Source organism: Geodermatophilus sp. SYSU D00779 (genome assembly GCF_054050595.1).
In genome coordinates, this window is the sequence record NZ_JBJGZQ010000006.1 from 1 (window position 1) to 25,588 (window position 25,588).

General features: G+C 76.1%; 27 protein-coding genes. 7 read left to right on the forward strand and 20 right to left on the reverse strand.

Annotated elements, in window-relative coordinates:
* Positions 1-200 precede the first annotated feature (200 nt).
* From ACI79G_RS05965 to ACI79G_RS06020, 12 genes are all read right to left on the reverse strand, one after another.
* Positions 201-1,022, reverse strand: coding sequence for a cytochrome c biogenesis CcdA family protein (locus tag ACI79G_RS05965; protein WP_456880220.1), 822 nt, complete (start codon positions 1,020-1,022; stop codon positions 201-203).
* Positions 1,022-1,597 carry a TlpA family protein disulfide reductase gene (locus tag ACI79G_RS05970; protein ID WP_456880221.1) on the reverse strand — a complete coding sequence of 192 codons (576 nt, stop codon included), beginning with the start codon at positions 1,595-1,597 and terminating at the stop codon, positions 1,022-1,024. Before ACI79G_RS05970 ends, ACI79G_RS05965 begins: the two co-directional genes overlap by 1 nt.
* The gene (locus ACI79G_RS05975) at positions 1,594-2,244 is read right to left on the reverse strand and encodes a histidine phosphatase family protein (RefSeq protein WP_456880222.1); all 651 of its coding nucleotides are present in this window, start codon (positions 2,242-2,244) and stop codon (positions 1,594-1,596) included. Before ACI79G_RS05975 ends, ACI79G_RS05970 begins: the two co-directional genes overlap by 4 nt.
* The gene (gene hemL, locus ACI79G_RS05980) at positions 2,244-3,629 is read right to left on the reverse strand and encodes a glutamate-1-semialdehyde 2,1-aminomutase (protein ID WP_456880223.1); all 1,386 of its coding nucleotides are present in this window, start codon (positions 3,627-3,629) and stop codon (positions 2,244-2,246) included. Before hemL ends, ACI79G_RS05975 begins: the two co-directional genes overlap by 1 nt.
* Positions 3,626-4,114 (reverse strand): hypothetical protein, encoded by a 489-nt coding sequence (locus ACI79G_RS05985; protein ID WP_456880224.1) that lies wholly within the window; start codon positions 4,112-4,114, stop codon positions 3,626-3,628. The genes hemL and ACI79G_RS05985 overlap by 4 nt, the downstream gene beginning before the upstream one ends.
* Complete coding sequence (gene hemB, locus ACI79G_RS05990; RefSeq protein WP_456880225.1) at positions 4,111-5,100, reverse strand: porphobilinogen synthase; 990 nt, start codon at positions 5,098-5,100, stop codon at positions 4,111-4,113. The genes ACI79G_RS05985 and hemB overlap by 4 nt, the downstream gene beginning before the upstream one ends.
* Before the next feature lie 73 nt (positions 5,101-5,173).
* On the reverse strand, positions 5,174-6,715 hold the full coding sequence (locus ACI79G_RS05995; RefSeq protein WP_456880226.1) for a uroporphyrinogen-III synthase: 1,542 nt from the start codon (positions 6,713-6,715) through the stop codon (positions 5,174-5,176).
* Between the two features lie 85 nt (positions 6,716-6,800).
* Entirely contained in the window at positions 6,801-7,739 is a 939-nt protein-coding gene (gene hemC, locus ACI79G_RS06000) for a hydroxymethylbilane synthase (RefSeq protein WP_456880227.1), read from the reverse strand.
* Positions 7,736-9,166, reverse strand: a complete 1,431-nt coding sequence (locus ACI79G_RS06005; RefSeq protein ID WP_456880228.1) for a glutamyl-tRNA reductase — start codon at positions 9,164-9,166, stop codon at positions 7,736-7,738. Before ACI79G_RS06005 ends, hemC begins: the two co-directional genes overlap by 4 nt.
* Entirely contained in the window at positions 9,163-9,846 is a 684-nt protein-coding gene (locus ACI79G_RS06010) for a redox-sensing transcriptional repressor Rex (RefSeq protein ID WP_456880229.1), read from the reverse strand. The genes ACI79G_RS06005 and ACI79G_RS06010 overlap by 4 nt, the downstream gene beginning before the upstream one ends.
* 430 nt (positions 9,847-10,276) lie before the next feature.
* The gene (locus ACI79G_RS06015) at positions 10,277-10,525 is read right to left on the reverse strand and encodes a glutaredoxin family protein (RefSeq protein WP_456880230.1); all 249 of its coding nucleotides are present in this window, start codon (positions 10,523-10,525) and stop codon (positions 10,277-10,279) included.
* The gene (locus ACI79G_RS06020) at positions 10,515-12,077 is read right to left on the reverse strand and encodes an AMP-binding protein (RefSeq protein ID WP_456880231.1); all 1,563 of its coding nucleotides are present in this window, start codon (positions 12,075-12,077) and stop codon (positions 10,515-10,517) included. The genes ACI79G_RS06015 and ACI79G_RS06020 overlap by 11 nt, the downstream gene beginning before the upstream one ends.
* Before the next feature lie 564 nt (positions 12,078-12,641).
* Between ACI79G_RS06020 and ACI79G_RS06025 the strand changes: the two genes are divergently transcribed.
* From ACI79G_RS06025 to ACI79G_RS06035, 3 genes are read left to right on the forward strand one after another with little or no spacing between them, the layout of a single operon-like run.
* On the forward strand, positions 12,642-12,785 hold the full coding sequence (locus ACI79G_RS06025; protein ID WP_456880232.1) for a sigma factor: 144 nt from the start codon (positions 12,642-12,644) through the stop codon (positions 12,783-12,785).
* Positions 12,782-13,345: an RNA polymerase sigma factor gene (locus ACI79G_RS06030; RefSeq protein ID WP_456880233.1), complete on the forward strand. Its 564-nt coding sequence runs from the start codon at positions 12,782-12,784 to the stop codon at positions 13,343-13,345. Before ACI79G_RS06025 ends, ACI79G_RS06030 begins: the two co-directional genes overlap by 4 nt.
* Positions 13,346-13,391: 46 nt before the next feature.
* Positions 13,392-14,309 carry an HAD family hydrolase gene (locus tag ACI79G_RS06035; RefSeq protein WP_456880234.1) on the forward strand — a complete coding sequence of 306 codons (918 nt, stop codon included), beginning with the start codon at positions 13,392-13,394 and terminating at the stop codon, positions 14,307-14,309.
* A gap of 128 nt (positions 14,310-14,437) precedes the next feature.
* Here the strand turns inward: ACI79G_RS06035 and ACI79G_RS06040 are convergent, their stop codons facing one another.
* The 6 genes from ACI79G_RS06040 to ACI79G_RS06065 all read right to left on the reverse strand — a co-directional run bounded on the left by ACI79G_RS06040 (position 14,438) and on the right by ACI79G_RS06065 (position 18,992).
* On the reverse strand, positions 14,438-15,346 hold the full coding sequence (locus ACI79G_RS06040) for a lysophospholipid acyltransferase family protein (protein WP_456880235.1): 909 nt from the start codon (positions 15,344-15,346) through the stop codon (positions 14,438-14,440).
* Entirely contained in the window at positions 15,339-16,445 is a 1,107-nt protein-coding gene (locus ACI79G_RS06045; protein ID WP_456880236.1) for an NAD-dependent epimerase/dehydratase family protein, read from the reverse strand. The genes ACI79G_RS06040 and ACI79G_RS06045 overlap by 8 nt, the downstream gene beginning before the upstream one ends.
* A gap of 10 nt (positions 16,446-16,455) precedes the next feature.
* On the reverse strand, positions 16,456-16,611 hold the full coding sequence (locus ACI79G_RS06050; protein ID WP_456880237.1) for a 30S ribosomal protein bS22: 156 nt from the start codon (positions 16,609-16,611) through the stop codon (positions 16,456-16,458).
* A 232-nt stretch (positions 16,612-16,843) separates the two neighbouring features.
* A complete protein-coding gene (locus ACI79G_RS06055; RefSeq protein ID WP_245699996.1) occupies positions 16,844-17,188 on the reverse strand; it encodes a helix-turn-helix domain-containing protein in 345 nt (114 codons plus the stop codon).
* 251 nt (positions 17,189-17,439) lie between these two features.
* Complete coding sequence (gene proC, locus ACI79G_RS06060; RefSeq protein WP_456880238.1) at positions 17,440-18,270, reverse strand: pyrroline-5-carboxylate reductase; 831 nt, start codon at positions 18,268-18,270, stop codon at positions 17,440-17,442.
* Positions 18,267-18,992: a hypothetical protein gene (locus ACI79G_RS06065; RefSeq protein ID WP_456880239.1), complete on the reverse strand. Its 726-nt coding sequence runs from the start codon at positions 18,990-18,992 to the stop codon at positions 18,267-18,269. Before ACI79G_RS06065 ends, proC begins: the two co-directional genes overlap by 4 nt.
* Before the next feature lie 60 nt (positions 18,993-19,052).
* Here ACI79G_RS06065 and ACI79G_RS06070 point away from each other — a divergent pair, with 60 nt between their 5' ends.
* A complete protein-coding gene (locus tag ACI79G_RS06070) occupies positions 19,053-19,622 on the forward strand; it encodes a type 1 glutamine amidotransferase domain-containing protein (RefSeq protein WP_456880240.1) in 570 nt (189 codons plus the stop codon).
* Between the two features lie 60 nt (positions 19,623-19,682).
* Here ACI79G_RS06070 and ACI79G_RS06075 read toward each other — a convergent pair whose 3' ends face one another.
* Complete coding sequence (locus tag ACI79G_RS06075; protein WP_456880241.1) at positions 19,683-20,510, reverse strand: hypothetical protein; 828 nt, start codon at positions 20,508-20,510, stop codon at positions 19,683-19,685.
* The gene (locus ACI79G_RS06080; RefSeq protein ID WP_456880242.1) at positions 20,507-21,454 is read right to left on the reverse strand and encodes a Ppx/GppA phosphatase family protein; all 948 of its coding nucleotides are present in this window, start codon (positions 21,452-21,454) and stop codon (positions 20,507-20,509) included. The genes ACI79G_RS06075 and ACI79G_RS06080 overlap by 4 nt, the downstream gene beginning before the upstream one ends.
* Positions 21,455-21,542: 88 nt before the next feature.
* On the opposite strand from ACI79G_RS06080, the gene ACI79G_RS06085 reads away from it, so the two are divergent.
* The 3 genes from ACI79G_RS06085 (at position 21,543) to ACI79G_RS06095 (ending at position 25,544) form a co-directional block, all read left to right on the forward strand.
* Complete coding sequence (locus tag ACI79G_RS06085) at positions 21,543-22,358, forward strand: hypothetical protein (protein WP_456880243.1); 816 nt, start codon at positions 21,543-21,545, stop codon at positions 22,356-22,358.
* Between the two features lie 94 nt (positions 22,359-22,452).
* The gene (locus ACI79G_RS06090) at positions 22,453-24,615 is read left to right on the forward strand and encodes a bifunctional MFS transporter/dTMP kinase (RefSeq protein WP_456880244.1); all 2,163 of its coding nucleotides are present in this window, start codon (positions 22,453-22,455) and stop codon (positions 24,613-24,615) included.
* Positions 24,616-24,695: 80 nt separating this feature from the next.
* Entirely contained in the window at positions 24,696-25,544 is an 849-nt protein-coding gene (locus tag ACI79G_RS06095; protein WP_456880245.1) for a class I SAM-dependent methyltransferase, read from the forward strand.
* Positions 25,545-25,588 lie beyond the last annotated feature (44 nt).

Sequence of the window (25,588 nt, forward strand, 5' to 3'; positions counted from 1 at the left end):
CCCCAGACCCCCCCCCGCCCCCCCCCCCCCCCCCCCCCCCCCCCCCCCCCCCCCCCCCCCCCCCCCCGCCCCCCCCGCCCCCCCCCCCCCCCCCCCCCCCCCCCCCCCCCGGGGCGGTGGTGGTCACGTCAGCTCCTCGCTGCCGCTCGTCGCAGCCGCGCCCGGTGGTGCCGTGCTCATCGGTGACCTCGCCGGCTCGGTCACAGGACGCTCTCCGCGAAGCCGTTGGCGGCCAGCCAGCCCTGCAGCCAGCGCATCATCTCGGTCCAGGCGCCGGTCACCAGCAGCAGGCCGACGACCACGAGGACGACGCCGCCGAACCGGGTGACCGCCCGCGCGTGCCGGCGCAGGAACGACGTGGCGCCCATCGCCCAGCGGGCGCCGAGCGCGACCAGCACGAAGGGCACCCCCAGGCCCAGGCAGTAGGCCAGCCCGAGGAGCGCGCCGCGGCCGGCGGTGGCCTGCTGGAAGGCGAGGTTCTGCACCGCGGCGAGCGTCGGGCCCAGGCACGGCGTCCAGCCCAGCCCGAAGACGACGCCCAGCAGCGGGGCCCCGGCCAGCCCGGTCGCCGGCCGGAACGCCACCCGCCTGGTGCGCTGCAGCAGCGGCAGCCACCCGAGGAAGCCGAGCCCGACCAGGACGGTGACGACGCCGAGGACGCGGGTGATCTCGTCGTTGTACTGCAGCAGCAGCCGGCCCAGGCCGCCGAACGCGGTGCTGATGGTGACGAAGACGGCGGTGAAGCCGAGCACGAACAGCGCCGCGCCGAGCACCATCCGGCCGCGGGGCGAGCGCTCGTCGGTCCGGACCGCCACCGCCGTGCCGCCGGGGCCCTGCGCGGCGGGGGCCGGTGCCGTCGTCCGGGCGCCGGAGCCGACCAGGCCGGTGACGTAGGAGAGGTAGCCCGGCACCAGGGGCAGCACGCAGGGCGAGGCGAAGCTGACCAGCCCGACCAGTGCGGCGACCGCGGCGGCCACGAGCAGCGGGCCGTCGGTCACCAGGCCGCTGAAGGTCTCCCCCATCAGCCCTCCTCGGCCATCAGCAGGTCGAGCACCGCGCGCAGGTCGTCCTGCTCGACCGCGCCGGTGTAGACCGCGGCCACCCGGCCCTGCGCGTCGAGCACGATGGTGGACGGGATGGCGTTGGCCGGGTAGTCGCGGAACGCCAGCGCCACCTCGCCCCTGGGGTCGTCCAGCGAGGGGAACTCGATGCCGAAGCCGTCCTCGAAGGCGCGGGCGAGCTGGTCGGTGTCCTTGACGTTGACGCCGAGGAACTGCACCCCCTGGTCGCGCACCTCGGCGTAGACCTCCTGGAACTGCGGCGACTCCACGCGGCAGGGCGCGCACCAGGAACCCCAGAAGTTGAGCACCGCGACGCCGCCGTCGAGCTCGCTGGAGTCGAACTCCCGGCCGTCGAGGAGGGTGCCGGAGAAGTCCGGGGCGGCGGCGCGCTCGTCGGGCGGGATGACCTCGCCGGCCGGGGTGCCCTGCACGAAGCGGAACTCCCCGCCGTTGTTGACGTCGACGGCGTCGGTGCCGGTGGAGCAGCCGGTCAGGAGCAGCGCCCCCGCCAGGGCGCCGAGCAGCCGCCGCCTCATGCCCCGGGCACCGCGTCCGGTGGGGTGGCACCGGCGGGCTCCGCGTAGGACAGCCCCACGAAGCGGTCCCCGTCGTAGGTCAGCGAGGTGACGCTGGCCAGGCCGCACTCCCGGCGGCGCGGGTCGTGGGTGTAGCGGCGTCCCTCCAGGTGCAGCCGCAGCGTCCAGATCGGCAGCTGGTGGCTGACGCAGACCGCCGCGGCACCGCGGGCGGCGTCCCGGGCCGTCTCCACCGCGGCCAGCATCCGCGCGGCGATCTCGACGTAGGGCTCGCCCCACGACGGGCGGAACGGGTTGCGCAGCTTCCACCAGTGCTGGGGGGAGCGCAGGGCGCCGTCCCCCACGCCCACCCGCAGCCCCTCGAAGGCGTTGCCGGCCTCGATCAGCCGGTCGTCGACCTCGATCGGCAGGTCGAGCTTCCCGGCGATGGGGGCAGCGGTCTGCTGCGCGCGCTCCAGCGGGCTGGAGACCACGTGGGTGATGGGCGGGTGGGAGGCGGTGCTGTCGGCCAGCCACTCCGCGGCGGCCAGCGCCATCGCCTCGCCGGTCTCCGACAGCCGGTAGCCCGGCAGCCGGCCGTAGAGCACCTTCTCCGGGTTGAACACCTCGCCGTGGCGCAGCAGGTGGACGACGGTCCTCTCGGCCATCAGGTGCTCATCCCGGTGGTGGCGTCGGCCGGTTCCTCGGCCGGCGGGGCGGACGACGGGTCGACGGCGGCCGCGGCGCGGGCGGCGGCCGGGAGGGCGTCGAGGACCCGCTCGACGGCCTCGTCGTCGAGCGCGGCGCTGACGAACCACGACTCGAACGCCGAGGGCGGCAGGTAGACGCCGCGGGCGAGCATCGCGTGGAAGAAGGCGGTGTAGCGGGCGGCGTCCTGCGAGCGGGCGTCGTCGTAGTCGCGCACGGTGCGCTCGTCGGGGACGAAGAACACCGAGAACATCGAGCCGGCCTGCTGCACGCGGTGCGGGACGCCCGCGGCGAACAGCGCGGCGCTGGCCGCCCCGCGGAGGGTGACGGCGACCTCGTCGCAGCGGGCGTAGACCTCCGGGGTGCAGTGCCGCAGCGTGGTCAGGCCCGCCGCGACCGCGACCGGGTTCCCCGACAGCGTGCCCGCCTGGTAGACCGGCCCGGCCGGGGCCAGGTGCTGCATGAGGTCGGCGCGGCCACCGAAGGCCGCGGCCGGCAGCCCGCCGCCCATGACCTTGCCGAAGGTCATCAGGTCGGCGTCCACCGGGTCCAGGCCGTACCAGCCGGAGCGGGACACCCGGAACCCGGTCATGACCTCGTCGACGATCAGCAGCGCGCCGTGCGCGGCGGTGGTGCGGCGCAGCGCCTGGTTGAAGCCGTCCAGCGGCGGGACGACGCCCATGTTGCCGACCGCGGCCTCGGTGATGACCGCGGCGATCTCGCTGCCCCGCTCGGCGAAGACGGCCTCGACCGCGGCCGCGTCGTTGTAGGGCAGGACGACGGTGTCGGCGGCGGCACCGGTGGTGACGCCCGGGGTGTCGGGCAGGCCGAGGGTGGCCACGCCGGAGCCGGCCGAGGCCAGCAGCGCATCGACGTGGCCGTGGTAGCAGCCGGCGAACTTCACGACGACCCGGCGCCCGGTGACGCCGCGGGCCAGGCGCACCGCCGAGAGCACCGCCTCGGTGCCGGAGTTGACCAGCCGCACCTCCTCCACCGGCGGCATCCGGCGGACGATCTCCTCGGCCAGCTCCACCTCGCCCTCGGTCGGGGTGCCGAAGGTCAGGCCACGCCGGGCGGCGGCGGTGACCGCCTCCACGACCGCGGGGTGGGCGTGGCCGAGGATGAGCGGACCCCAGGAGGCGACGAGGTCGACGTAGCGGCGGCCGTCGGCGTCGGTGAGGTACGCGCCCTGGCCCTGCGCCATGAAGCGCGGGGTGCCACCGACGGCGCCGAAGGCGCGCACGGGCGAGTTCACCCCGCCGGGGGTGACCCGCTGCGCGCGGGCGAACAGGTCGGCCGACGCGGGGGCCTCGTAGGCGTACGGGGGGCTGTCCAGCGAGGTCACGACCCCAGTGTCCCCTTCCTCTCCCGCGGGCTGTCGGGGACGTCCGACACAGCCGCGAGCAGGGCTCGCGACAGCGCCGCCGGGTCGCGCGTGGGCACCAGCACGGTGCGGCCGTCGGTCGTCCGCAGCGGCAGGCCCGACCGGCCGCGGGGCAGCGACCAGCCGCCGCCGAGCACCGGGGCGCCGGCGTCCACCCCCGCCGTCCCGGCGCCGACCGCGCGCAGGTGCGCGGCGTCGACGTCGGCGAGCGGGACGCGCTCCCGCCCCACGGACAGGGCCCCGTCGTCGACGCGCACCGTCCACGCCCGGCGGGCGACGAGCACCGACATCGCCGGGGTCCCGAGAGCCAGCACGACCGCGAGCACCCAGGTCATCGGCGGCACGTCCGGGCCCGGCAGCGCCAGGTCCAGGACCGCGACGAGCCCGAGGACCCCGGCGACCAGCCAGAACGGCCGCCAGGAGCCCCCGGGCTCGTCGTACGTCATCGCAGCCAGCGGGCCGCTTCCACCGCCCAGTAGGTCAGCACGGTGCCGGCACCGGCGCGGCGGATCGCGGTGAGCGTCTCGAGGACGGCCCGCTGCCGGTCCACCCAGCCGTTGGCGGCGGCCGCCTCGAGCATCGCGTACTCGCCGCTGACCTGGTATGCGCTGACCGGGACGTCGACGGCGTCGGCCACCCGGGCCACGATGTCCAGGTAGGGCAGCGCGGGCTTGACCATGACCGCGTCGGCGCCCTCGGCGAGGTCCTGCGCCACCTCGCGCAGCGCCTCGTCGGCGTTGGGCGGGTCCATCTGGTAGGTCGAGCGGTCGCCGAACTGCGGTGCGCCCTCGGCGGCCTCGCGGAACGGGCCGTAGAAACCCGAGGCGTACTTCGCGGCGTAGGCGAGGATCGGCGTCTCCTGGAACGCCGCACCGTCCAGGGCCCGGCGGATCGCCGCGACCTGGCCGTCCATCATCCCGCTGGGGGCGATGACGTGCGCCCCGGCCTGGGCCTGGGCGATGGCCACCGAGGCGTAGCGGTCCAGCGTGGGGTCGTTGTCGACGACGCCGGCCGGGGTGACCAGCCCGCAGTGCCCGTGGTCGGTGTACTCGCACAGGCACAGGTCGGCCATGAGCACCAGCTCGTCGCCGAGGTCGGCGCGCAGCTGCTGCAGGGCGACGTTGACGACGCCGTCGGCGGCGTCGGCCTGCGAGCCGACGGCGTCCTTCTCCGACGGGATGCCGAAGAGGATCAGCCCGCCGATGCCGGCCTCCGCCGCCTCGTGCGCGGCCTTGCGCAGCGACTCGGTCGTGTGCTGGACGACGCCGGGCATCGAGCTGATCGGCTGCGGCTCGGCGATGCCCTCCTTGACGAAGACCGGCAGCACCAGGTCGGCCGGGGCCAGCCGGGTCTGCGCAGTGAGCCGCCGCAGCGCGGGTGTCGACCGCAGCCGACGCCCGCGCGCGAACCCGGGAGTCGCGCCCCCCGTCACGCGTCCACCTCGCCGGCGCTCGGCGCCCGCGTGACGGCGGGTGCTGTGCTCACCGGTGAGCTCGCGAGCTCGCTCACTTCTCCTCGCCGCCCTCCGCCTCGCGGAGGGACAGGGCGTGCTCGGCCAGGGCGTCGACCAGCGGGCCGACGGCGGCGGTCTCGGGCTGGACGTCGACCCGCAGGCCGAACTCCTGCGCCGTGGCCGCGGTCTGCGGGCCGATCACCGCGACGACGGTCTTGGCGTGCGGCTTGCCGGCGATGCCGACCAGGTTGCGCACGGTGCTCGACGAGGTGAAGCACACCGCGTCGAAGCCGCCGCCCTTGATCGCCTCGCGCACCGGGGCGGGCGGCGGGGCGGCCCGGACGGTGCGGTAGGCGGTCACGTCGTCGATCTCCCAGCCGCGCTCCTGCAGGCCCGCGGCGAGGGTCTCGGTGGCGATGTCGGCGCGCGGCAGCAGCACCCGGTTGATCGGGTCGAGCACGTCGTCGTACTCCGGGAAGTCGGCCAGCAGGCCCTCGCTGGACTGCTGCCCGGTGGGCAGCAGCTCCGGCGCGATGCCGAAGGCGCGCACCGCGTCGGCGGTGGACTCACCGACGCAGGCCACCTTGACGCCGGCGAACGCGCGGGCGTCGAGGCCCAGCTCGACGAACTTCTCCCGGACGGCCTTCACCGCGTTGACCGAGGTGAAGACGATCCAGCCGTAGCGGCCGGTGACCAGGCCCTTGATGGCCCGGTCCATCTGCGCGGGGCTGCGCGGCGGCTCGACGGCGATGGTCGGCACCTCGACCGGGACGGCGCCGTAGGACCGCAGCCGGTCGCTCATCTCGCCGGCCTGGTCCTTGGTGCGCGGCACCAGCACCCGCCAGCCGAACAGCGGCCGGCTCTCCCACCAGGACAGCCGGGCGCGCTTGTCGACGACCGACCCGACGGTCGCCACGACCGGGCCGCTGACGGCGTCCAGCCCGGCGGTCTTCTCGGCGACGGCGGCCAGCTTGGCGACGACGCTCTTCTGCCCGGTGCCCGAGCCGCCGGTGGTGACGACGACCGGGGTGGAGCCGGACAGGCCGCCCTCGACCAGCCGCGCGGCGGCGTCGGGGAGGTCCTCGGCGTTGCCCTGCAGCACCAGCGGCGCGTCCAGGCTCTTCGCCGCGGCGGCGAGCGCCACCAGGCCGGCCTCGCCGCCGCGCAGGTCGGCCGACAGCGAGGTGCCGCCGAGCGCGACACCGGCGAAGGCCGGCACGGCGGTGGCGGAGGCGACACCCGGGACGACGTCGAAGCCGACCGAGGTGCGGCCCACGGCCAGCACCTCCTTGACCACGTCGTCGGAGGTGAACGGGTCGCCGGCGACCAGCCGGACGACGGTGCCGCCGGACTTGGCGGCGGCCACGGCGGCCTTGGCCACCTCGGCCGGCTCCCCGGTGGCGGGGGTCAGCTCGAGCTCGGGCCGGTCGGCGCGCACGGCCTCGGTGACCGCCGGCGCGACGCCGGGGTCGACGAGCACGGTGTCGGCCGAGGCGAGCGCCGCGGTGGCCCGGGCGGTCAGCATCCCGGGGTCGCCCGGGCCGGCGCCGACGAAGACGACCCTGCCGGCCGCCGCGCCGTTCTTGCGCGTCATGTCCTGCTCCTGGTTCTGGCCCCGGAGGGCTCGTGTGCGGGGGTACGGGGGGCCGGGACCTGCTGCCCGGCCCGGGGGGTGGCTGTCACCGGGAGGCCGCCATCAGCTCGGCGGCGCCCCGGTCGAGCAGCTCCGCGGCGAGCTCGCGGCCGAGGCGCTCGGCCTCGGCGGGCGGCCCGGTGATCGAGCCGCGGACGCCGTCGCTGCCGTCGACCGCGGTGACCGAGGCGCGGAGGAACAGCTCGGGGCCGTCCTCCCCCTCGGCGAGCTCGGCGTACGCGGCGACCGGCGCGCTGCAGCCGGCCTCCAGCGCCGCCAGCGTCGTCCGCTCGGCGACGACGCAGGCGCGGGTGCCGGCGTCGTCGAGGGCGGCGAGCAGTTGCCGGGTGCGCTCGTCGTCACCGCGGCACTCCACGGCCAGCGCGCCCTGCGCCGGCGCGGGGAGGACCTGCAGCGGGTCGAGCGTCTCGGTGACCGCCGACAGCCGGCCCAGCCGGGTGAGCCCGGCGCGGGCCAGCACGACGGCGTCCAGGTCGCCCGGGACGACCCGGTTCATCCGGGTGTCGACGTTGCCGCGGATCGGCACCACCTCGAGACCGAGGCCCAGGGCGCGCAGCTGGGCGACCCGCCGCGGTGCGCCGGTGCCCACCTTCGACCCCGGCGGCAGCTCGCCGAGGGTCAGGCCGTCGCGGGCGACCAGCGCGTCGCGCGGGTCCTCCCGCGGCGGGACGGCGGCGATGGTCAGCCCCGGCTCGGGCAGCGTGGGCAGGTCCTTGTAGCTGTGGACGGCGACGTCGACGGTGCCCTCGAGCAGCGCCTGCCGGATCGCCGTCACGAAGACGCCGGTGCCGCCGAGCTGCGCGATCGCGGCCGAGGAGCGGTCGCCCTCGGTGCTGATGTGCACCAGCTGGACCGGGACGCCGCTGGCCGCGGTGATCGCGTCGGCGACCGCCTGCGACTGGGTGGTGGCCAGCTGGCTGGCGCGGGTGCCCAGCCGGAGGGTGCCCGTGGTGGTCGCCGTCACGCCGTCCCCCCGGGCCGCAGCTCGTCGGGGTCGACGGTGACCGCCTCGGCCAGGTTCGTCCGCGCCGGGATGACCTCGGCGTCGATGCCCAGCCCGAACAGCGCCCGCAGCGCGTCGGCGTAGTCCACGCCCCCGGGGGCACTGGCCAGCTCCTTGACCCGCACGGTCGGCTCGTGCAGCAGCTTGTCGACGACGCGGCGGACGGTGCGCGCGACCTCGGCGCGGGCACGGGCGTCCAGGTCGGGCAGCCGGGCCGCGAGCCGCAGCAGCTCGGCGTCGACCACCTCGGCGGCCTGGCTGCGCAGCGCGGAGACCGTCGGCGCGACCGCGGCGGCCTGCCGCTCGGCCCGCAGCAGCGCGGTCTCGGCCTCGATGAGCGCGTGCGCCGCGGCGACGTCGTCCGCCGCGACCGGGCTCGCGTGCGCGTGGCCGTCGGCACCGCGCTCACCCTGCAGGAGGGCTCCGTTCCTCTCGCCCTGCAGGAGGGCTCCGTTCCTCTCGCCCTGCAGGAGGGCCAGGTCCACCACGTGCACGCCGGGCAGCGCGGCCACGCCCGGGTCGACGTCCCGCGGCAGGGCCAGGTCGATGACGACCAGCGGCCGGTCCGGCCCGGTGGTCCCGATCCTGGACCGCATCGCGCCGGCCACCACCTCGGTGCCGATGACGACGCCGCGCGCGCCGGTGCAGGTGACCAGCACGTCGGCGGCGGCGACCTCCGCGGGCAGGTCGGCGAGGTCGGCGGCCCGGCCCTCGACGGAGGTCGCCAGCCTCTGGGCGTGCGCGGGCGTGCGGCTGCTCACGGTCACGGCGGCGCCGCGGCGGGCCAGGGTGGTCGCGGCCAGGGCGCCCATGGAGCCGGCGCCGACGACGAGCACCGGACGGCCCGCCAGCGAGCCGATGCGCTCCTCGGCCCGGTCGAGGGAGACCGACACCAGCGAGGCGCCGGCCTTGTCGATCCCGGTCTCGGAGTGGACCCGCTTGCCGACCCGCAGCGCCCGCTGCGCCACCGGGTGCATCGCCCGGCCGACGGTGCCCTGCTCGCGGGCGAGCGCGTAGGCGTTGCGCAGCTGGCCGAGCACCTGCGTCTCCCCCACGACCATGGAGTCCAGGCCGGCGGCGACGGTGAACAGGTGCGCGACGGCCTGGTCCTCGTAGTGGACGGTGACGTACGGGGAGAGCTCCTCCACCGTGGCGCCGGCCTGGCGGGCCAGCACCCGGCTGACGTCGGCGACGCCGCCGTGGAACCGGTCCACCTCGGCGAAGACCTCGACCCGGTTGCAGGTCGCCAGCACGATCGCCTCGCTGACGTGGTCGCTGCCGACCAGCTCGTGCAGCGCCTTGACGGTGTCGTCGGCGCCCATCGCGAACTGCTCGAGCAGCGCGACGGGAGCGGTCTGGTGGCTCACGCCCACCGCCAGCAGGCTCATGCGGTCACCTCCACGGTCGGTGCCTCCAGTGCCGTGGGCGCCGTGGCGCCGCGCTGCTGACCGAGGAACGCGAGGACCTGCAGTTCGACGGAGAGGTCGACCTGGCGGACGTCGACCCCCGCGGGCGCGTTCAGCGCCACCGGCGCGAAGTTCAAGATGCTCCTCACCCCGGCCGCGGTCAGCCGGTCGCAGACCGACTGGGCGACGTCGGCCGGTGTCGCGATGACCCCGATCGTGGCCGCCGTGGCGGCCACCACCTCGTCCAGCTCGTCCATCGGGCGCACCGGCTGGCCGCCGATCCGCCGACCGACGCGGTCCGGGGCGGCGTCGAAGAGCCCGACGAAGCGGAACCCGCGGCTGCCGAAGCCGGCGTAGTCGGCCAGGGCGGTGCCCAGGTTGCCGATCCCCACCAGCACGCAGGGGCGGGACCGCTCGACGCCGAGGACCCGGGCGATGCGGTCGCGCAGCGTGGCCACCTCGTAGCCCACTCCGCGGACCCCGCAGGGGCCCAGGTGCGAGAGGTCCTTGCGCAGCCCGGCCGGGTTCACACCCGCCGCCGAGGCGAGCTCACCCGAGGAGACGTTGCTGCGCCCGCCGTCGGCCAGACCGGTCAGCACGCGCAGGTACACGGCCAGGCGTGCGACGGTGGCCTCCGGGATCCGGGGCCGGGGTGAGGGCACGGAGCACTCCTCGCTGGCGCGCGTCGCCCCCGTGCCCTGAGGAGCTGTGCCGTCGCATGACCTCGTGAGCTCGGTCATGTGGCACTCCACAGCAGGTCGCGCCCGGGGGTTCCGGCGGGTGCCGGATGCGGTCGAACGACATCGGGGACCCGGGCGGTCCGCCGCCCGGCGAACGCCACGGTAACCGCTTGTGAACGCAGGAACAAAGTCGCTGAGGGGCCGGGAGGCCGCTCCCCAGCGCAGATGCGCCCCGCTGTGGTGGAGACCATACCCCGCGTCTCCCTGCTCGACCCGCCCGGGTGGGCCCCGGGCTCGGGCCGGCCCGGCCGGCGCACCCCCGCGCCGTCCCACCCACCCCCGCGCCGGTGCAGCAGCGCGGGCGCGTCAGAAACGGCGCGGGAGTGGCCCCGTCGGCGGCAGGGCCCTCCCGCTACAGGCCGAGGTCCCGCCGCAGCCGGGGCACGTCGACGGTGAAGTAGGAGTGCTCCCGCCCGTCGAGCAGCACGACCGGCACCCGGTCGCCGTACTCGGCCTGCAGCTCCGGGTCGGCGTCCACGTCGACCTCCGCGACCGCCAGCCCGGCCTCGGCCGCGAGCCGGGCGAGGGTCTCCGCGGCCACCGCGCACAGGTGGCAGTCGGCGCGGGTCAGCAGCTGCAGCCGGGGCGCGTCAGCGGTCACCGTCGCCCCCGGACGCCGTCGGCTCCTCGTCGGCGCGGGCCAGGCCGAGCTCGCGCAGCCGGGCCCGGCTGACCTTGCCGGTCAGCGAGTGCGGCAACGCGCCGAGCACGTGCACCGACGTCGGCACCTTGTACCGGGCGAGGGACGCCGCGGCGTGCTCGCGCAGCTCCTCGAAGCCGAGCTGCCGGCCCGGCCGCAGCGCGACCACGGCCCGGACGGCGGCGCCGGTCCGCGGGTCGGGCACGCCGATGACCGCGCTCTCCGCGACGGCCGGGTGCGCGTCGAGCACCCGCTCCACCTCGGCGGGGTAGACGTTGAAGCCGCTGACCAGGATGAGGTCGCTGCGCCGGTCGACCAGGTGCAGGTCGCCGTCCTCGTCGGCGTAGGCGAGGTCGCCGGTGGCCAGCCAGCCCTCGGCGTCCGGACCGCCGACCCCGTCGGGCCAGTAGCCGGAGAAGAGGTTGGCGCCGCGCACCCAGATCTCGCCGGGGCCGTCCTCGGCGAGGTCGCCGTACGTCGAGACCTCGTCCTCCTCCACCGGCTGGTGCAGCGCGGTGTCGCGCAGCTGCAGCTCCACGCCGGGGATCGGGCCGCCGATGCAGCGGGGCTTGGCCCGCCCGGTCGCCAGGGTGCTGGCCACCACCGGGGAGGCCTCGGTGAGCCCGTAGCCCTCCCACACGCTGACCCCGGCCCGCTCGCGCATCGCCGTCCAGACCTCCTCGGGCAGCGGCGCGGCGCCGGAGGTGGCGATGCGGACGGCGGCGAAGGCGCGGCGGAGGACGTCGTCGGACCCGGCGGCCAGCCACGCCTGGAACACCGGCGGGGCGCCCAGGACCGCGGTGACCTCCTCGCGGGCCATCACCTCGAGGGAGCCGACCGGGTCGAAGGACTCCGCGAGCACCGCGCAGGCGCCGGTGGCGGCGACCAGGCCGAAGCCGGCGTTGAGCCCGTAGACGTGGAACAGCGGCAGCACGAGCAGGACGCGGTCGTCGGGCCGGACCGGCGGCGGGTCCATGCGCAGGCACTGCTCCTGGTTGGCCCGCAGCGCGGCCGCCGACAGCATCGCGCCGCGCGGCCGGCCGGTGGTCCCGCTGGTGTAGGAGAGGAAGGCCGGCACGGTGTCCGGATCCCCCCCGGCCCCCTCGGGGACGGCCGGTGGCGGGGCGTCGTCCACCGGCGGGCCGGCGACCACCGGCACGCCGGCCACCGGGGGCCGGTCGCCGGCCGCGACGAGCAGCGACGCCCCGGAGTCGGTGAGCAGGTACTCCAGCTCCGGGTCCGTGTAGGCGGTGTTGACCGGGACGACGACCAGGCCCGCGCGCAGGGCGCCCAGCGTCGCCCGCAGCCAGTCGACGCCGTTGGGCAGCTGCACCGCCACCCGCTCGCCCGGGGTCAGCCCACGGGCCGCGTAGCCGGCGGCCGCGCGGTCCACCTGCGCGTCCAACTGACCCCAGCTCAGCCGCTCCTCGCCGGCCACGACGGCCGGCGCGTCCGCGCGGTCCTGCGCCGCCGCGCGCACCAGCACGGACAGCGAGCCACCGACGTCGGTCATCGACACCTCCTCTGGTGGAGCGGCCATGGTCTCCCGGGGGCGCCTCGCACCGGCACTCGACCGGGTGGCGCGGACGGACCGGAGTCATGTTGTCACCATGGGCTCCGACCCGCAGTACCGCGGGCCCCGCACGGGCGTCACGGGCCGGGGACGACGCCGTCCCCGGCGGGCGGACGAGAGGACGGACGCAGGCGACGGTCGCGCCCTGCGGACGAGCGCGTGCCCGCCGCCCCGCCCGTGGCGTCCGGCGAGCTCCGTCCGCGGCCCACGCGCCGGCCGCGCCCGACCCCCTACCCACGCGCCGTCGGCGGCACGCTGCCCGCACCGGAGCCCCGGAACCGCTCCGCCCCGGCGCCGGGAGCGGAGCGCGGGGTCCCGCCCGGGGGAGGCCACGGCGTCGCCGGACGACGTCGCCGCCGAGACCGACGCCCGCGCGCAGGAGGCCGCCGAGGAGGTCGCGGCCCCCGGCGAGGCGGTGCCGCCGCCGGTCGTCGACGTCCGGGCGCTGGTCCGCCGGGCGCAGGACGGCGACGCGGAGGCGTTCGGCCGCCTCCAGACCACTACGTGACGATCGCCCACCGGTACCTGCTGCACCGGGTCGGCGACCGCGCCCAGGCCGAGGACTCCACCAGCGAGACGTTCGTCCGCGCGCTGCGCCGGATCGACTCGCTGTCCTCCCAGGGCCGCGACCCGGGGCCTGGCTGGTGACCATCGCCCGCAACATCGTCCGCGACCATGTCGGGAGCAGCCGGTTCCGGCTCGAGGTCACCACCGCCGACATGCGCGACGCCGACCGGGTCACCGACGGACCGGAGGACGCCGTCGTGCAGGCGCTGACCGACGAGCAGCCGCTGGCCTGCATCCGGCAGCCGGGCGGCGAGCAGCAGGAGTGCATCCCGCTGCGCTTCCTGCAGGGCCTCTCGGTGGCCGAGACGCCGGCGGTCATGGGCAAGGAGGACGGCGCCGTCAAGGCGCTGCAGCACCGCGCCGTCCGCCCCGGGGTCCGGGGGCGCGGACCGGAGCAGCGGCCCCTCCCCCGGCGAGGACGACGGCGGGACGGCCCCTGTGCCCGAGAGCCCGCCGGTGGAGTCGCCGCTGCCGGTGCCCGACCTCCCGGTGCCGCTGCCGGCGCCCGCGGTCCCCGTGGAGCCCGACGCCCCGCTGCTGGACACCCCGCTGCCGATCTGCACCCGGCCGCTGGTGTGCCGACTCCGCGAGGTCCGAGCGGTGCCGGGACCCCCGGCCGATCCTCCGCGCGACGCCACTAGGGTCGGGTGTCCACCGGCCGCCCGCGAGGGCGGTGGAGGAGCGACAGTGGAGGTCGTCGTGCCGGGACTGCCCTTCCGCGGCCGCCGCGCGCGCTCGGCGGCCGTGCCGGACGAGGAGACGCGGGCGCACGTCGCCGGCGCCGCCTCGGCCGCGGCCGCCGAGGTCGAGCCGGCACCGGCCGCCGTCCCGGACCTGACCGCGGCGGCGTTCTTCGACGTCGACAACACGATGATGGTCGGCGCGTCGATCTTCTGGTTCGCCCGCGGCCTGGCCGCCCGCAAGTACCTCACCGCCCGCGACATGACGCGCTTCGTGTGGCAGCAGGCGAAGTTCCGGATCGCCGGCAACGAGAGCGCCGACGACATGCACACGATCCGCGAGAGCGCACTGGCCTTCGTGGCCGGGCGACCGGTCGCCGAGATCGTCCAGGCCGGCGAGGAGATCTACGACGAGCTCATGGCCGACCGGATCTGGGCCGGCACGCGAGTGCTCGCCCAGCAGCACCTCGACGCCGGGCAGCGGGTCTGGCTGGTGACGGCGACACCGGTGGAGCTGGCCAGCATCATCGCCCACCGGCTGGGGCTCACCGGCGCGCTGGGCACCGTCGCGGAGGTCGTGGACGGGCACTACACCGGCCGGCTGGTCGGCGAGCTCATGCACGGCGAGGCCAAGGCCGAGGCGGTCCGGGCGCTGGCCGAGCGGGAGGGCCTGGACCTGTCGCGCTGCACCGCCTACAGCGACAGCTCCAACGACCTCCCGATGCTCACGCTCACCGGCCGCGCGATCGCGGTGAACCCCGACACCGAGCTGCGCGCGGTCGCCCGCTCGCGCGGTTGGGAGATCAAGGACTTCCGCACCGGCCGCAAGGCCGCGAAGACCGTCGTGCCGACCGTGGCGGCCGCCGCCCTCTCCGGTGGGCTGGTCGGCGGCGCGCTCGCCCTCCGCCGCCGCAAGGTGAGCTGAGCTCCCTGTCGCGCTCCGCGCTCCGACCGCGGCCAGGTGCCGTGCCCGGCCTGCGCTGAGCCCCGCTCGACGCTCGATCGCGGGAGCCTCCGGCCCCCACTCCTCGCCCCGCCTCGCAGGGCGGCTCCCTACCCCCAGACGGACTTGCGCTGCAGGAGGAGCTGGTAGAGCGACTGCTGGATGGTCTCGCGCACCTGGTCGGTGAGGTTGAAGACGAGCATCGGGTCCTCGGCGGCCGCCGGACCGTAGGAGGCCGTCTCGATCGGCTCACCGAAGGCGATCAGCCACTTCGACGGCAGCGGCACCAGCCCCAGCGGGCCGAGCGCCGGGAAGGTCGGCGTCACCGGGAAGTAGGGCAGGCCGAGCAGCCGGGCGACGGTCTTGACGTTGCCGATCATCGGGTACGTCTCCTCGGCCCCGACGATCGCGCACGGGATGATCGGCGCCCCGGTGCGCAGTGCGGCCGTGACGAAACCCCCGCGGCCGAATCGCTGCAGCGTGTACCGCTCGCGGAACGGCTTGCCGATCCCCTTGAACCCCTCGGGGAAGACCCCGACCAGTTCGCCGCCGGTGAGCAGCCGCTCGGCGTCCTCGTTGCAGGCCAGCGTGGAACCGAGCTTGCGCGACAGCGAGCCGATGAACGGCAGGTCGAAGACCAGGTCGGCGCCGAGCAGCCGCAGCCGCCGGCGGGCGGGGTGGTCGTCGTGCAGTGCGACCGTGGCCATCATCGCGTCGAGCGGCAGGGTGCCCGAGTGGTTGGCCACGACCAGCCCGCCGCCGGTGGTGGGCACGTTCTCCACGCCGTGGGTCTCCACCCGGAACCAGCGCTCGAACAGCGGCCGCAGCATCGGGAGCAGCACGTGGTCGGTGAGGTCGGGGTCGAAGCCGAACTCGTCGGTGTCGTAGTCGCCGGTCACCCGACGGCGGAGGAACTCCAGGCCACCGGCGACCTGCTCCTCCCACGAGGCGGACGACGGCGGTGGGACCCGCGGCTCCTCGTCGTCGGGCCGCAGCGGGATGACCCGTGCCTCAGGCATCGCGCACCGCCCGCAGTCCCGGGGACGGCGGCGACGGCCGCAGCCGCTCCCCCACCGTGTCGGCCGTCGCACCGATCCGGGCCACGAGGTCCTGCGCCCGCCCGGTGACACCGGCGACCACCCCGGGCGGGATGACCGGCACCAGGGTGGTCGCGTAGTCGGCCAGCGCCTGCTCGGTGGTGTACCGGGGGGTGTAGCCGAACTCGTCACGCAGCACGGTGGTGTCCACGACCCGGCCGAAGTTGAGGAAGCGCATCTGTTCCGGGGAGTAGTCGACGAACCCGAACCGGCGGGTGAACCGGCCCAGCCGACCGAGTGCGGGCGAGGGCAGGGGGACCTGCAGCCGGCCGAGCCGGCGGATCAGCTGCGACAGCAGCAACGTGCCCTGCCCGCCGACGTTCACGGTGCCGGCGAAGTCACCGGTGGTGGCTCGGGTCAGCACGGCGAGGGCGTCGTCCTCGTGGAGCAGTTGCACGCGGGCGTCGTACCCCAGCGCCGTGGGGACCAGCGGCATGCGGAGGAACGAGGTGAGCACCGAGTCGATGCGCGGGCCGATGAAGTTGGTGAAGCGCAGTGCGGCCACCCCGACGTCGGGACGGCGGCGCGCGAAGGACCGCACGTAGCCCTCGATGTCGACGCTGTCCCGGGCGAAGCCCCCGGAGGGCACCCGACGGGCCTGCATCTTCTCGGTGAAGACCGCGGGGTCACGGGAGGAGGCGCCGTAGACGGCGCTGCTCGACTTCAGCACGAACCGGCGGACCGACTCAGCCCGCTGGCAGGCCGCCAGCAGCTGCATCGTGCCGATGACGTTGAGCTCCTTCATCGGCCCCCGCCCGCCGGAGCCGACGGGCGTGGAGCTGATGTTCATGTGCACGACCGTGTCGACCGAGGCCGTCGCGATGACCTTGCCGATCATCGGGTTCCGGATGTCGGCCCGCACGAACTCGGTGCGTCCCAGCCGGCGGAGCACCTCCGGCGACGGGGGGACGGTGTCCACCCCGATGACCCGCTCGATGGCCCGGTCGCGAGCGAGCTCGGCCGCCAGCGCACCCCCGAGCCACCGGCTCACACCGGTGACCAGGACGACGGCGGGCGGCACGAGCGTCAGCTCACTTCTTGTTGCGGCGCTGGACGCGGGTCTTCTTCAGCAGTTTGCGGTGCTTCTTCTTCGCCATCCGCTTGCGGCGCTTCTTGATGACCGAACCCATGTGCCTGCTCCCGACGTCGTTGCAGCGCGGCGGCCACCGTCGACCGGGAGGTCGCACCGGGCGCCGCGCGAGGTGATCAGCTCGCGTGCGACGACCCGGGCCGCACTGGCCCCGGTGTCGCTCGGCGTCCGAGCGTACCCGGCGGCCCCGCGGCGACGCTGCCGCGTGGACCTGCCGGCGATCCGGACCCACCCGCAGGGGTGGGGTGGTGCGGGTGACGTGCTGGAACGGCCTCCTTGCAGGGTCCCGCCACGAGCTCGCGAGTGGCGGGGGACAGGGAGGTCCTCCCTCAGGCGATGTCGGTGTAGGCGTCGCGCAGGTAGTCCTGGACGGCGCGCTCCGGCACGCGGAACGAACGGCCGACGCGGACGGCGGCGAGCTCACCGGCGTGCACCAGGCGGTACACGGTCATCTTGGAGACGCGCATCATGCTGGCGACCTCGGCGACCGTCAGGAAGGTGACGGCGGCGCGGGGAGCCGGGACCGGCGGGCGGCCGACGGGCATGGCGGCCGGGTGCTGCGGCGGGACGGGGCGGGCCATGGTGGCGGCCTGGATCGGCCGGCCGACGGGGCGCGGGCCGGGAACGCCGGGACGGGCGTAGGCGGCGGGAACGGTGCGCTGGGGCATGGTCATCTCTTCATCTCCGGACCTAGCACGCGCCGGGCGTCGGCTTCCCCACCGACTACGGAGCCCGCATGTGCTGACACAGAGAGTAGGGGGACATGCGTGACAGAAGCGATGGAAGAAACGAACAGGGGGAACGGTCCGTCCTGGGCAGAACTACACCTATGTAGCCACGTCGACATGTGTCCGGGCGCGTCGTGGGCGGCTCGTGGCGACGCAGTCACGCTGTGTCGACACATCGACGCTCCGTCGGGGTACGGTCACCGGTCGCGCGCGGCCCGTCCGAGCTCCACCGAGCGCGCGTGCGCCGCCTCGATGGCCGCGATCAGCGCCGCGCGCACGCTGTGCCGCTCCAGTTCCCGGATGGCGGCGATCGTCGTCCCGCCCGGGCTGGTGACCGCCTCCCGCAGCTGCACCGGGTGCTCGCCGGAGTCGCGCAGCATCACCGCCGAGCCCAGGGCGGTCTGCACGATGAGGTCCACGGCCAGGTCGCGCGGCAGGCCGAGCAGGATGCCGGCGTCGACCATCGCCTCGACCAGGTAGAAGAAGTAGGCCGGCCCGCTGCCCGACAGGGCCGTCACGGCGTCCTGCTGGGCCTCCGGCACCCGCCGCACCCGCCCGACGGCGGCCAACAGGGCCTCGGCCTCGTCGAGGTGCCCCTCGTGGGCGTGCGCCCCGGCCGACAGGACGCTCATCCCCTCGTCCACCAGCGCCGGGGTGTTGGGCATGACCCGGACGACGGGGACGCCCTCGGGCAGCGCCGCCTCGATCGTCGACGTCGGGACGCCGGCGGCCACCGAGACCACGAGGTGACCGGCGTCCACCGAGCCCGCCAGCGACCCGAGCAGCGTGCCGATGTCCTGGGGCTTGACCGCGAGCAGCAGCACCCGGGCACGGGCGGCGGCCTCGGCCAGCCCCAGCACCGGGACGCCGTACCGCTCCGTCAGCTGCGCGGCGCGCTCGGGACTGCGCTCGCAGACCACGATCCCCCCGGGTCCGCCGCGGCGGACCAGACCCGAGAGCAGCGCCTCCCCGATCTTCCCGCCGCCGATGATCGCCAGGCCGGTGCGGCGGACCTCCCCCGCGCTCACGACCGGCCCGCCGGAGGGAGGGCGGGGGTCGCGGGACCCGAGCGGAGGACCACCCGCACCCGGTACCCGCCGGCGACCAGCCGGCGCTGCTGCTCGCTGCGGACCTGCCACGGCATGACGTACTCCCAGCTGTCGGGGGCTCGTTCGTTCCAGGCGGCGCGCTCGCCGGCGAGGGCGACCAGCCGCGGGTCGGTCGTGCCGACGCCGGGGCGCCCGGCCCCGCTCATCAGCACGTCGAGGCAGCGCACGAAGGCCAGGTCGGCGGCCGCACCCCGCCGGCCGGGCAGGTGCGCGCCCGTCAGCCGCACCCGGTCGCCCGCCAGGGCACGGCAGCGCTCCTCGGCGCCGGCGTCGGCCGCACGGACCACCACGGTGAGCGGCCCGGCCTCCGCCGCGAGGGCGTCCACCGCTGCCGGGGCGCCGTCCAGCGCGACGTCCAGCCCGGCGTCGGCCGCAGCGGCGACCACCCCGGCGGCCGAGGGGCCCAGCCGGTCGACGGGGACGGTGAGCTCGCAGGCGCTCGCCAGCCCGGCGTCGGCCACCCGGGCGACGAGGTCGCGCAGCTCGGCGGCGGGGTCCGCGGCCGGCGTGTGCTCGAGGGCGACCGCGCACCCCGCCGCGGTGGCGTCGGCGGCGGCGCGGACCGGGTCGGCGACCTGCCGGCCGGTCCGGGGCAGCCCGTCGAGCAGGCGGCGCACCGGGGGTGTGAGCTGCGCACGCACGGGGCCGAACCTAGTGCTCGCGGCGTGTGTGCTCCTCGGGGGCGGGGTAGCCGCCGCCGCATGGCTGACGAACTCAACGGGTTGAAGGTGGCCGTCCTCGCGACCGACGGCGTGGAGCAGGTCGAGCTCGACCGGCCGTGGCAGGCGCTCGAGGAGGCCGGTGCCCAGCCGGAGCTGGTGTCCCTCGAGGCCGGGGAGATCACCGCCTACCAGCACATCGACAAGGGCGACACCAAGAAGGTGGACGCGGTGGTCAGCTCGGCCGACCCCGACGAGTACGGCGCGCTGGTGCTGCCCGGAGGGGTCATCAACGGCGACTTCGTCCGCGCCGACGCCGACGCGGTGGCCTTCGTGAAGGCCTTCTTCGAGGCGGGCAAGCCGGTGGCGGCGATCTGCCATGCGCCGTGGGTGCTGGCCGAGGCCGACGTCGTCCGCGGGCGGCGGATGACCTCCTGGCCCTCGCTGCAGACCGACCTGCGCAACGCCGGTGCCGACTGGGTCGACGAGGAGGTCGTCGTCGACGGCAACCTCGTCACCAGTCGCGAGCCGGACGACCTCGACGCGTTCACCGCCGCGATCGTCGAGCAGTTCGCCGCCGCGGACCAGGACGAGGACGCCGACGAGGACTAGGACGACGGCCCTGTCCCCCGTCCCGCCCCGAGCCCGCGGAGGGCGGGCAGGACGGGGCCCTCACGCGGTGGAGAGCAGGCCGGCGGCGGGCGCGATGGTGAGCAGGGTCCCGGCAAAGACCAGCACCGCCACCAGCCGCGCGCCGGCCGGCTCCCGGTCCTGGCGCTGCCGCCACGCGCTGACAGCGCCGACCAGGCCAGCGACGGCGACCGGGGCCAGCAGCACCGCCACGTAGGGCAGCTGCTGCCACAGCACGGTGAACAGGAAGTAGATGCCGACCCCGGCGGCCAGCGCGAGCACCAGCTCGCCGATGAAGCGCAGCCAGGCGAGCGCGCCCTCACCGGACCCGGCGCCCTCGTCCTCGAGCATCGGCGGGTCGTCGGTCCGGACGACGGGGATCGGGCCGGTCCGCGGCCCGGGGTCGGCGCCCGCCGTCCGCGCCCGGGGTGCCCGCTCGCGCGCCGTCCCCTCCCGCGCCGTGCCGTCGCGCGTGGCCCCGGCGGCGGCCGGGACGCCCGGCTTGCGGGAGGGCCGCAGGCCCGGGATGGCCGCGGTGGAGGGCTCGGGCTGCCGACGTCCGACCCGCCGCTCCGGCGCCGGTGCCTCGGCACCCTCGATCTTCTCCCTGACCCGGTCCCCCGGCCGGCTCCCGGTCCGGTCCCCGGCGTGGTCGCTCGCGCGCCGGCCGAACTCCGGCCGGTCGGCGACCCGTCCGGTGTCCCCGGAGCCGCGCTGGCGGACGCCGGTGTCCTCGAGCTCCTCCCCGCGGCGGCGCCGGCCGCGGGTCGGCGACTCGACGCCGGCCTCGCGCAGGATGTCGGCCAGCGGCCGACCGCCGGTCTCCGGGTCGCGGCGCCCCTCGCCGCGGCTGCCGGGAGGAGTGCTCATCTCTCGTCCTCCAACGAGTCCAGTCGCCGGAGGATGACGCCCTCCCGCAGCGCCCACGGGCAGATCCGCACGGACGGTACGTCCAGCGCCCGCATCGCGGCCCGCGCCACGACGGCGCCGCCGGGGATCTGGTGCGCGCGGTCGGGCGAGACGCCCTGCAGCTCGGCCAGCGCCGAGGACTCGATGCGGGCGACGAACCCGAGCAGTTGCGCCAGCCCCTCGAGGGTCAGCTGGCGCGGCGCGCGCAGCCCCGCGGAGTAGGGCGCCGCGCCGGTCAGCCGGGCCAGCGTCCGGAACGTCTTGGAGGTCGCCGCCACCAGGTCCGGTGGACCGCCGGCCAGCAGCTTCTTCGCCGCCGGCTTGAGCAGGTCCGCGGCGTACTCGTCGAGCTCGGCGAGGGCACGCAGGTCCGGGCGGCCACCGGTGCGCGCCTCGGGGAGGTAGCGCCGGGTCATCCGGCCGGCACCCAGCGGGAGCGACAGCGCCACGTCGGGGTCCTCGTCCAGGCCACTGGCCAGCTCCAGCGACCCGCCGCCGATGTCGAGCACGAGCAGCCGCCCGGCGCTCCACCCGAACCACCGGCGGACGGCGAGGAAGGTCAGCCGCGCCTCGTCCTCGCCGCTGGTCACCTGCAGCTGCACGCCGGTCTTCTGCCGGACCCGCTCCAGCACCTCCATGCCGTTGCGGGCCTCGCGGATGGCGGAGGTGACCAGCGCCAGCACCTCGTCGCAGCGCTGCTTCTCGGCCTGCTCGCACGCCTTGCGCACCGCCTTGAGCAGCGCCTTCTCGCCGTCCTTGGACAGCAGGTCGTCGTCGCCGACGTGCTCGGCGAGGCGTAGCAGCCAGCGGTCGTCGTGCTGCGGGGTCGGGTGGCCGCCGCGATGGGCGTCGACCACGAGCAGGTGCACGGTGTTCGAGCCGACGTCCAGCACCCCGAGCCTCATGCGGTCAGTCTGCACGGCCCCCTCCGGAGGCTCGCGCCGAGCGGAGCGAGGTGTGAGGGGGAGGGGGTCCCTTCCCTACGCTGGCCGGGTGCACGACGTCCCACCCGAGGTGCCGCTGGACTTCGCCCGGGAGTGGGTCGAGTTCCCCGACCCGGCCGATCCGCACCACGTCGTCCGGGCCGACCTGACCTGGCTGTCGTCGGCCTGGACGTGCGTCTTCGGCCGCGGCTGCGCCGGCGTCGTCGAGGGCCGTCCGGACGACGGCTGCTGCAGCCACGGCGCCTTCTTCACCGACGAGGACGACCTGGCCCGGGTGACCGCCGCCGTCGCCGACCTCCCCGACGAGGACTGGCAGCTCGCGCCGGTCGGCCGCGGTGCCTGGACCGAGGAGGACTGGGCCGAGGAGGGGCAGGCCCCCGACGAAGGCGGCGTCCGCTCGCTGCGCACCCGGCTGGTCGACGGCGCCTGCGTCTTCCTCAACCGGCCCGGCTTCCCCGGCGGCACCGGCTGCGCGCTGCACCGCATGGCGCTGCGCGAGGGGCTGCACCCGCTGCTGACCAAGCCCGACGTGTGCTGGCAGCTGCCGGTGCGCCGCGAGCAGGAGGAGGTCGAGCGCCCCGACGGCACGACGGTGCTGGTGTCGAGCATCGGCGAGTTCGACCGCCGCGGCTGGGGCCCCGGCGGGCACGACCTGCACTGGTGGTGCACCGGCTCACCGGCGGCGCACGTCTCCGCCGAGCCGCTCGTGGTCACCTACGAGGGCGAGCTCACCGCCCTCCTGGGGCCGGCGGCCTACGCGGAGCTGCGCCGGCTGACCGAGGAGCGGCTGGACCGCGGCCTGGTCGCCCCCCACCCGGCGAGCCCGCCGCCCGTCCCGGTGACGCTGCACCGCCGCCGTCCCTGAGAACTCCCCCGACCGGGGGTCGAACGACACCGTCCGGTCGCCGGTCGCGCCACTACCCTTCCCGCGACGCGACCGACGACCGGACGGCGGGACTGTGACCGAGGAGCGCGCGACGGCGGGCCCTCCCCCGACCGGGGGGCGGTCCGACAACGCCTTCCTCGCGCTCGTCCGCATCCCGGTGTTCCGGCGGCTGTGGGCCGCGATCACCGTCTCCAGCCTCGGCGACTGGCTGGGGCTGCTGGCCACGACGGCGATGGCCCAGCAGCTCACCCGCGACGAGTCCCTGGCCGTGCAGGGCGCGGCGATCTCCGGCGTCATCCTCACCCGGCTGCTGCCCGACCTGGTGCTGGGACCGCTGGCCGGTGCGCTGGCCGACCGGCTGGACCGGCGGACGACGGTGGTCGTCGGCGAGCTGCTGGCGCTGACGCTGTACCTGTCGATCGCGGTCACCTACGAGCTGACCTGGCTCTACGTCGCCCAGTTCCTCGTCGAGGCCGTCGGGCTGTTCACCACCCCGGCCAAGCAGGCGATCTGGGTCGCGATCGTGCCCCGCGAGCGGCTCGCCGTCGCCAACCAGGTCTCGCTGTTCTCCGTGTACGGCGCGGTCCCCGTCGCCGCCCTGCTGTTCGCGCTGCTGTCCACGGTCAGCCGGCTCCTCGGCGAGGGCGACGGCAGCGAGGCGCGGACGGCGATCGTCGTCGCCCTGGTCGTCAACGCCGCCAGCTTCGGCCTGAGCGCCGCCACCGTGCTGTGCTCCCGCCGGCTCATCCCGGGCAGCCCGGTCGACCGGGACGGCGCGCAGCGCAACGTCCTCTCGCTGGTCGTGGAGGGCGTGGCCTTCCTGCGCGGCCAGCCGTTCATGCGCGCCCTCTACGTCGGCGTGATCGGCGCGTTCGGCGCCGGCGGGCTCACCGTCGGCGTCGCCCAGCTGTACGTGGCCACCCTGCAGGCCGGCGCGGCCGGCTACTCGGTCGTGTTCGGCGTGGTCTTCACCGGCCTGGCCATCGGCATGCTGGCCGGCCCGCGCATCCTGCCCACGGTGCCGCGGCGCAGCGTCTTCACCCACGCCATCGGGCTGGCCGGCGTGGCGCTGCTGGCGATGTCGCTGCTGCGGGACTTCGTGCTGGCCACCGCCGCGGCGTTCTGCGTGGGCCTGTTCGCCGGCGTCAGCTGGATCATCGGCTACACGCTCATCGGCTTCGAGGTCGAGGACCGGCTGCGCGGCCGGGTCTTCGCCTTCGTCATCTCCTCGGTGCGCATCGTGCTGCTACTGGCGGTGGCGGTCGGTCCCGGGCTGGCCGGGCTGCTGGGCACCCACGACGTCCGCCTCGGCGACCTGGTGCTCACCCTCACCGGCCCCGGCCTGACGCTGCTGGTGGGCGGGGTGATCGCCCTGGCCGTCAGCGCCTACGCCACCCGCCAGGTGGTGCCGGCCCGCTCGCGCACCCGCGTCCGCGACGTGCTGCGGCTGCTGTGGGGCCGCTCGGACCTGTTCTCGGCCGCCTCCAGCGGCGTGGGGCTGTTCGTCGTCGTCGAGGGGGCCGACCGGGAGCTGACCCGCCGGTACACCGCGGACCTGGCCCAGGTGCTGCGCGACTGCGGCTGTCCGGTCGAGGTCACCGCCGAGCCCAGTGACACGCGGCTGGGCCGGCAGGTGCGCGGTCTGCTCTTCCCGGCCGCGCCCGGCTCGAGCAGCGGCGTCCCGCAGCCGAGGCCGGCCGTCGACGACACCGGCCGCCCGGTCACGGCGCACACCGCCGCACTGCTGGCCGCCGCCGACCGCGCCCAGCACGTCGCGACGGTGATCCGCCCCGCCCTCGAGGCCAACCGGGTGGTGGTCAACACCCACTACGTGGACACCTCGATCGCCTTCCACGGCGCCGGCCAGGGGCTCGACGGCGACCGCATCCTCCGGACGTCGCTGTGGGGCACCCGCGGGCTGCTGCCCGACCTGACCGTCGTCGTCGACTCCCCCGTGACCTCGGCACCCGCAGGTGCGGACACCGAGGCGGTGCGCCGCGCCTTCCTCGCCCTCGCCGAGGCGGCCCCGGACCGCTACGTCGTCGTGCCCGGGGAGCTGCTGGGCACCGGCGCGGGCGGGGGGCTGGTCTCCCCCGTCGTCCGCCGGCGTCTGGCCACCCTGGTGGCCTCCCGCTACCCGGCCGCCGAGGGCGCCGGGGCGACCTCCGCCGGTGCGACGACGCCCGGCGCGGCCTCCGCCACTGCCGTGGAACGGGCCGGTCGCTCCGTAGGCTGACCACGTGACCGCGCGTGCGAGGTCACGCAGCGGCACAGCACGGTCGGCACGGGTCCGACGAGCGCCAGCGAGGAGGACACGTGACGGAGCTCGCGCGCTGGACGGCCGAGGACACCGAGGACGTCGTCTGCTGCCTGTGCCGGCTGCCCGGCACGCTGGTGCACGACGTCGCCCCGTTCGGCGTGGTCCGCTGCCCGCAGTGCGAGCTGGTCTTCATCAGCCCGCGGCTGCGCCCCGAGGCGCTGCAGCGGCTCTACGACGACGTGGGCTACTTCGAGGGCGGCGTCTACGGGTCGGGGGTCTCCTCGGACGACGGCGCCTCCTCGGCCGAGGGCGGCTGGTCGCCGGCGATGCTGCTGCAGCGCACCTGGACGGCGGGCCGGCTCGCGCTGGTCGACCGCGAGCGCGGCGGCGCGGCCGCGGGCGGGCGGCTGCTCGAGGTCGGCGCCGGCTACGGGCTGTTCCTCGCCGCGGCGCGGGAGGCCGGGTGGACGACGTCCGGCGTCGAGCTGTCCCGCACCGGCGCCGGGCACGCCCAGGAGACCCTCGGGCTCGACGTGTTCTGCGGCCAGCTGGAGGACGCGCCGCTGACCCCGGGCTTCGACGTCGTGTGCGCCTGGGACACCGCCGAGCACGTGCCCGACCCGCTGTCCTTCTGGCGGACGGTGCGCTCGCTGGTCGCCGACGACGGCGTCGTCCTGTTCTCGACGCCCTACGTCTCCTCGCTGCCGGCGCGGCTGCTGGGCACCCGCTGGTGGACGCTCAAGCCGACCGAGCACATCTGGCACTTCACGCCGCGCACCCACGCGCTGGTGCTGGCCCGGGCCGGGCTCGCGCTCACCCGGGTGATCCGCAGCCCGCTGACCCCGGCGAACGCCGGCCGGCTGGACTCCCTGGTCGGCGTGGCCCGGCCGATCCCCGGCGCCTGAGAGAGGACCCTCTGCCCCCTGCCCGGCGGGATCGGCGATCTCGC

What these genes read in the sequence shown, in the direction of transcription:
- ACI79G_RS06020 (WP_456880231.1), bottom strand. Translation starts at nt 12,077, where the DNA reads ATGACCGACGTCGGTGGCTCGCTGTCCGTGCTGGTGCGCGCGGCGGCG.
- ACI79G_RS06055 (WP_245699996.1), bottom strand. Translation starts at nt 17,188, where the DNA reads ATGACCATGCCCCAGCGCACCGTTCCCGCCGCCTACGCCCGTCCCGGC.
- ACI79G_RS06070 (WP_456880240.1), top strand. Translation starts at nt 19,053, where the DNA reads ATGGCTGACGAACTCAACGGGTTGAAGGTGGCCGTCCTCGCGACCGAC.
- ACI79G_RS05970 (WP_456880221.1), bottom strand. Translation starts at nt 1,597, where the DNA reads ATGAGGCGGCGGCTGCTCGGCGCCCTGGCGGGGGCGCTGCTCCTGACC.
- ACI79G_RS06005 (WP_456880228.1), bottom strand. Translation starts at nt 9,166, where the DNA reads ATGAGCCTGCTGGCGGTGGGCGTGAGCCACCAGACCGCTCCCGTCGCG.
- ACI79G_RS06080 (WP_456880242.1), bottom strand. Translation starts at nt 21,454, where the DNA reads ATGAGGCTCGGGGTGCTGGACGTCGGCTCGAACACCGTGCACCTGCTC.
- ACI79G_RS06075 (WP_456880241.1), bottom strand. Translation starts at nt 20,510, where the DNA reads ATGAGCACTCCTCCCGGCAGCCGCGGCGAGGGGCGCCGCGACCCGGAG.
- ACI79G_RS06040 (WP_456880235.1), bottom strand. Translation starts at nt 15,346, where the DNA reads ATGCCTGAGGCACGGGTCATCCCGCTGCGGCCCGACGACGAGGAGCCG.
- ACI79G_RS05985 (WP_456880224.1), bottom strand. Translation starts at nt 4,114, where the DNA reads ATGACGTACGACGAGCCCGGGGGCTCCTGGCGGCCGTTCTGGCTGGTC.
- ACI79G_RS05995 (WP_456880226.1), bottom strand. Translation starts at nt 6,715, where the DNA reads ATGACGCGCAAGAACGGCGCGGCGGCCGGCAGGGTCGTCTTCGTCGGC.
- ACI79G_RS05975 (WP_456880222.1), bottom strand. Translation starts at nt 2,244, where the DNA reads ATGGCCGAGAGGACCGTCGTCCACCTGCTGCGCCACGGCGAGGTGTTC.
- ACI79G_RS05965 (WP_456880220.1), bottom strand. Translation starts at nt 1,022, where the DNA reads ATGGGGGAGACCTTCAGCGGCCTGGTGACCGACGGCCCGCTGCTCGTG.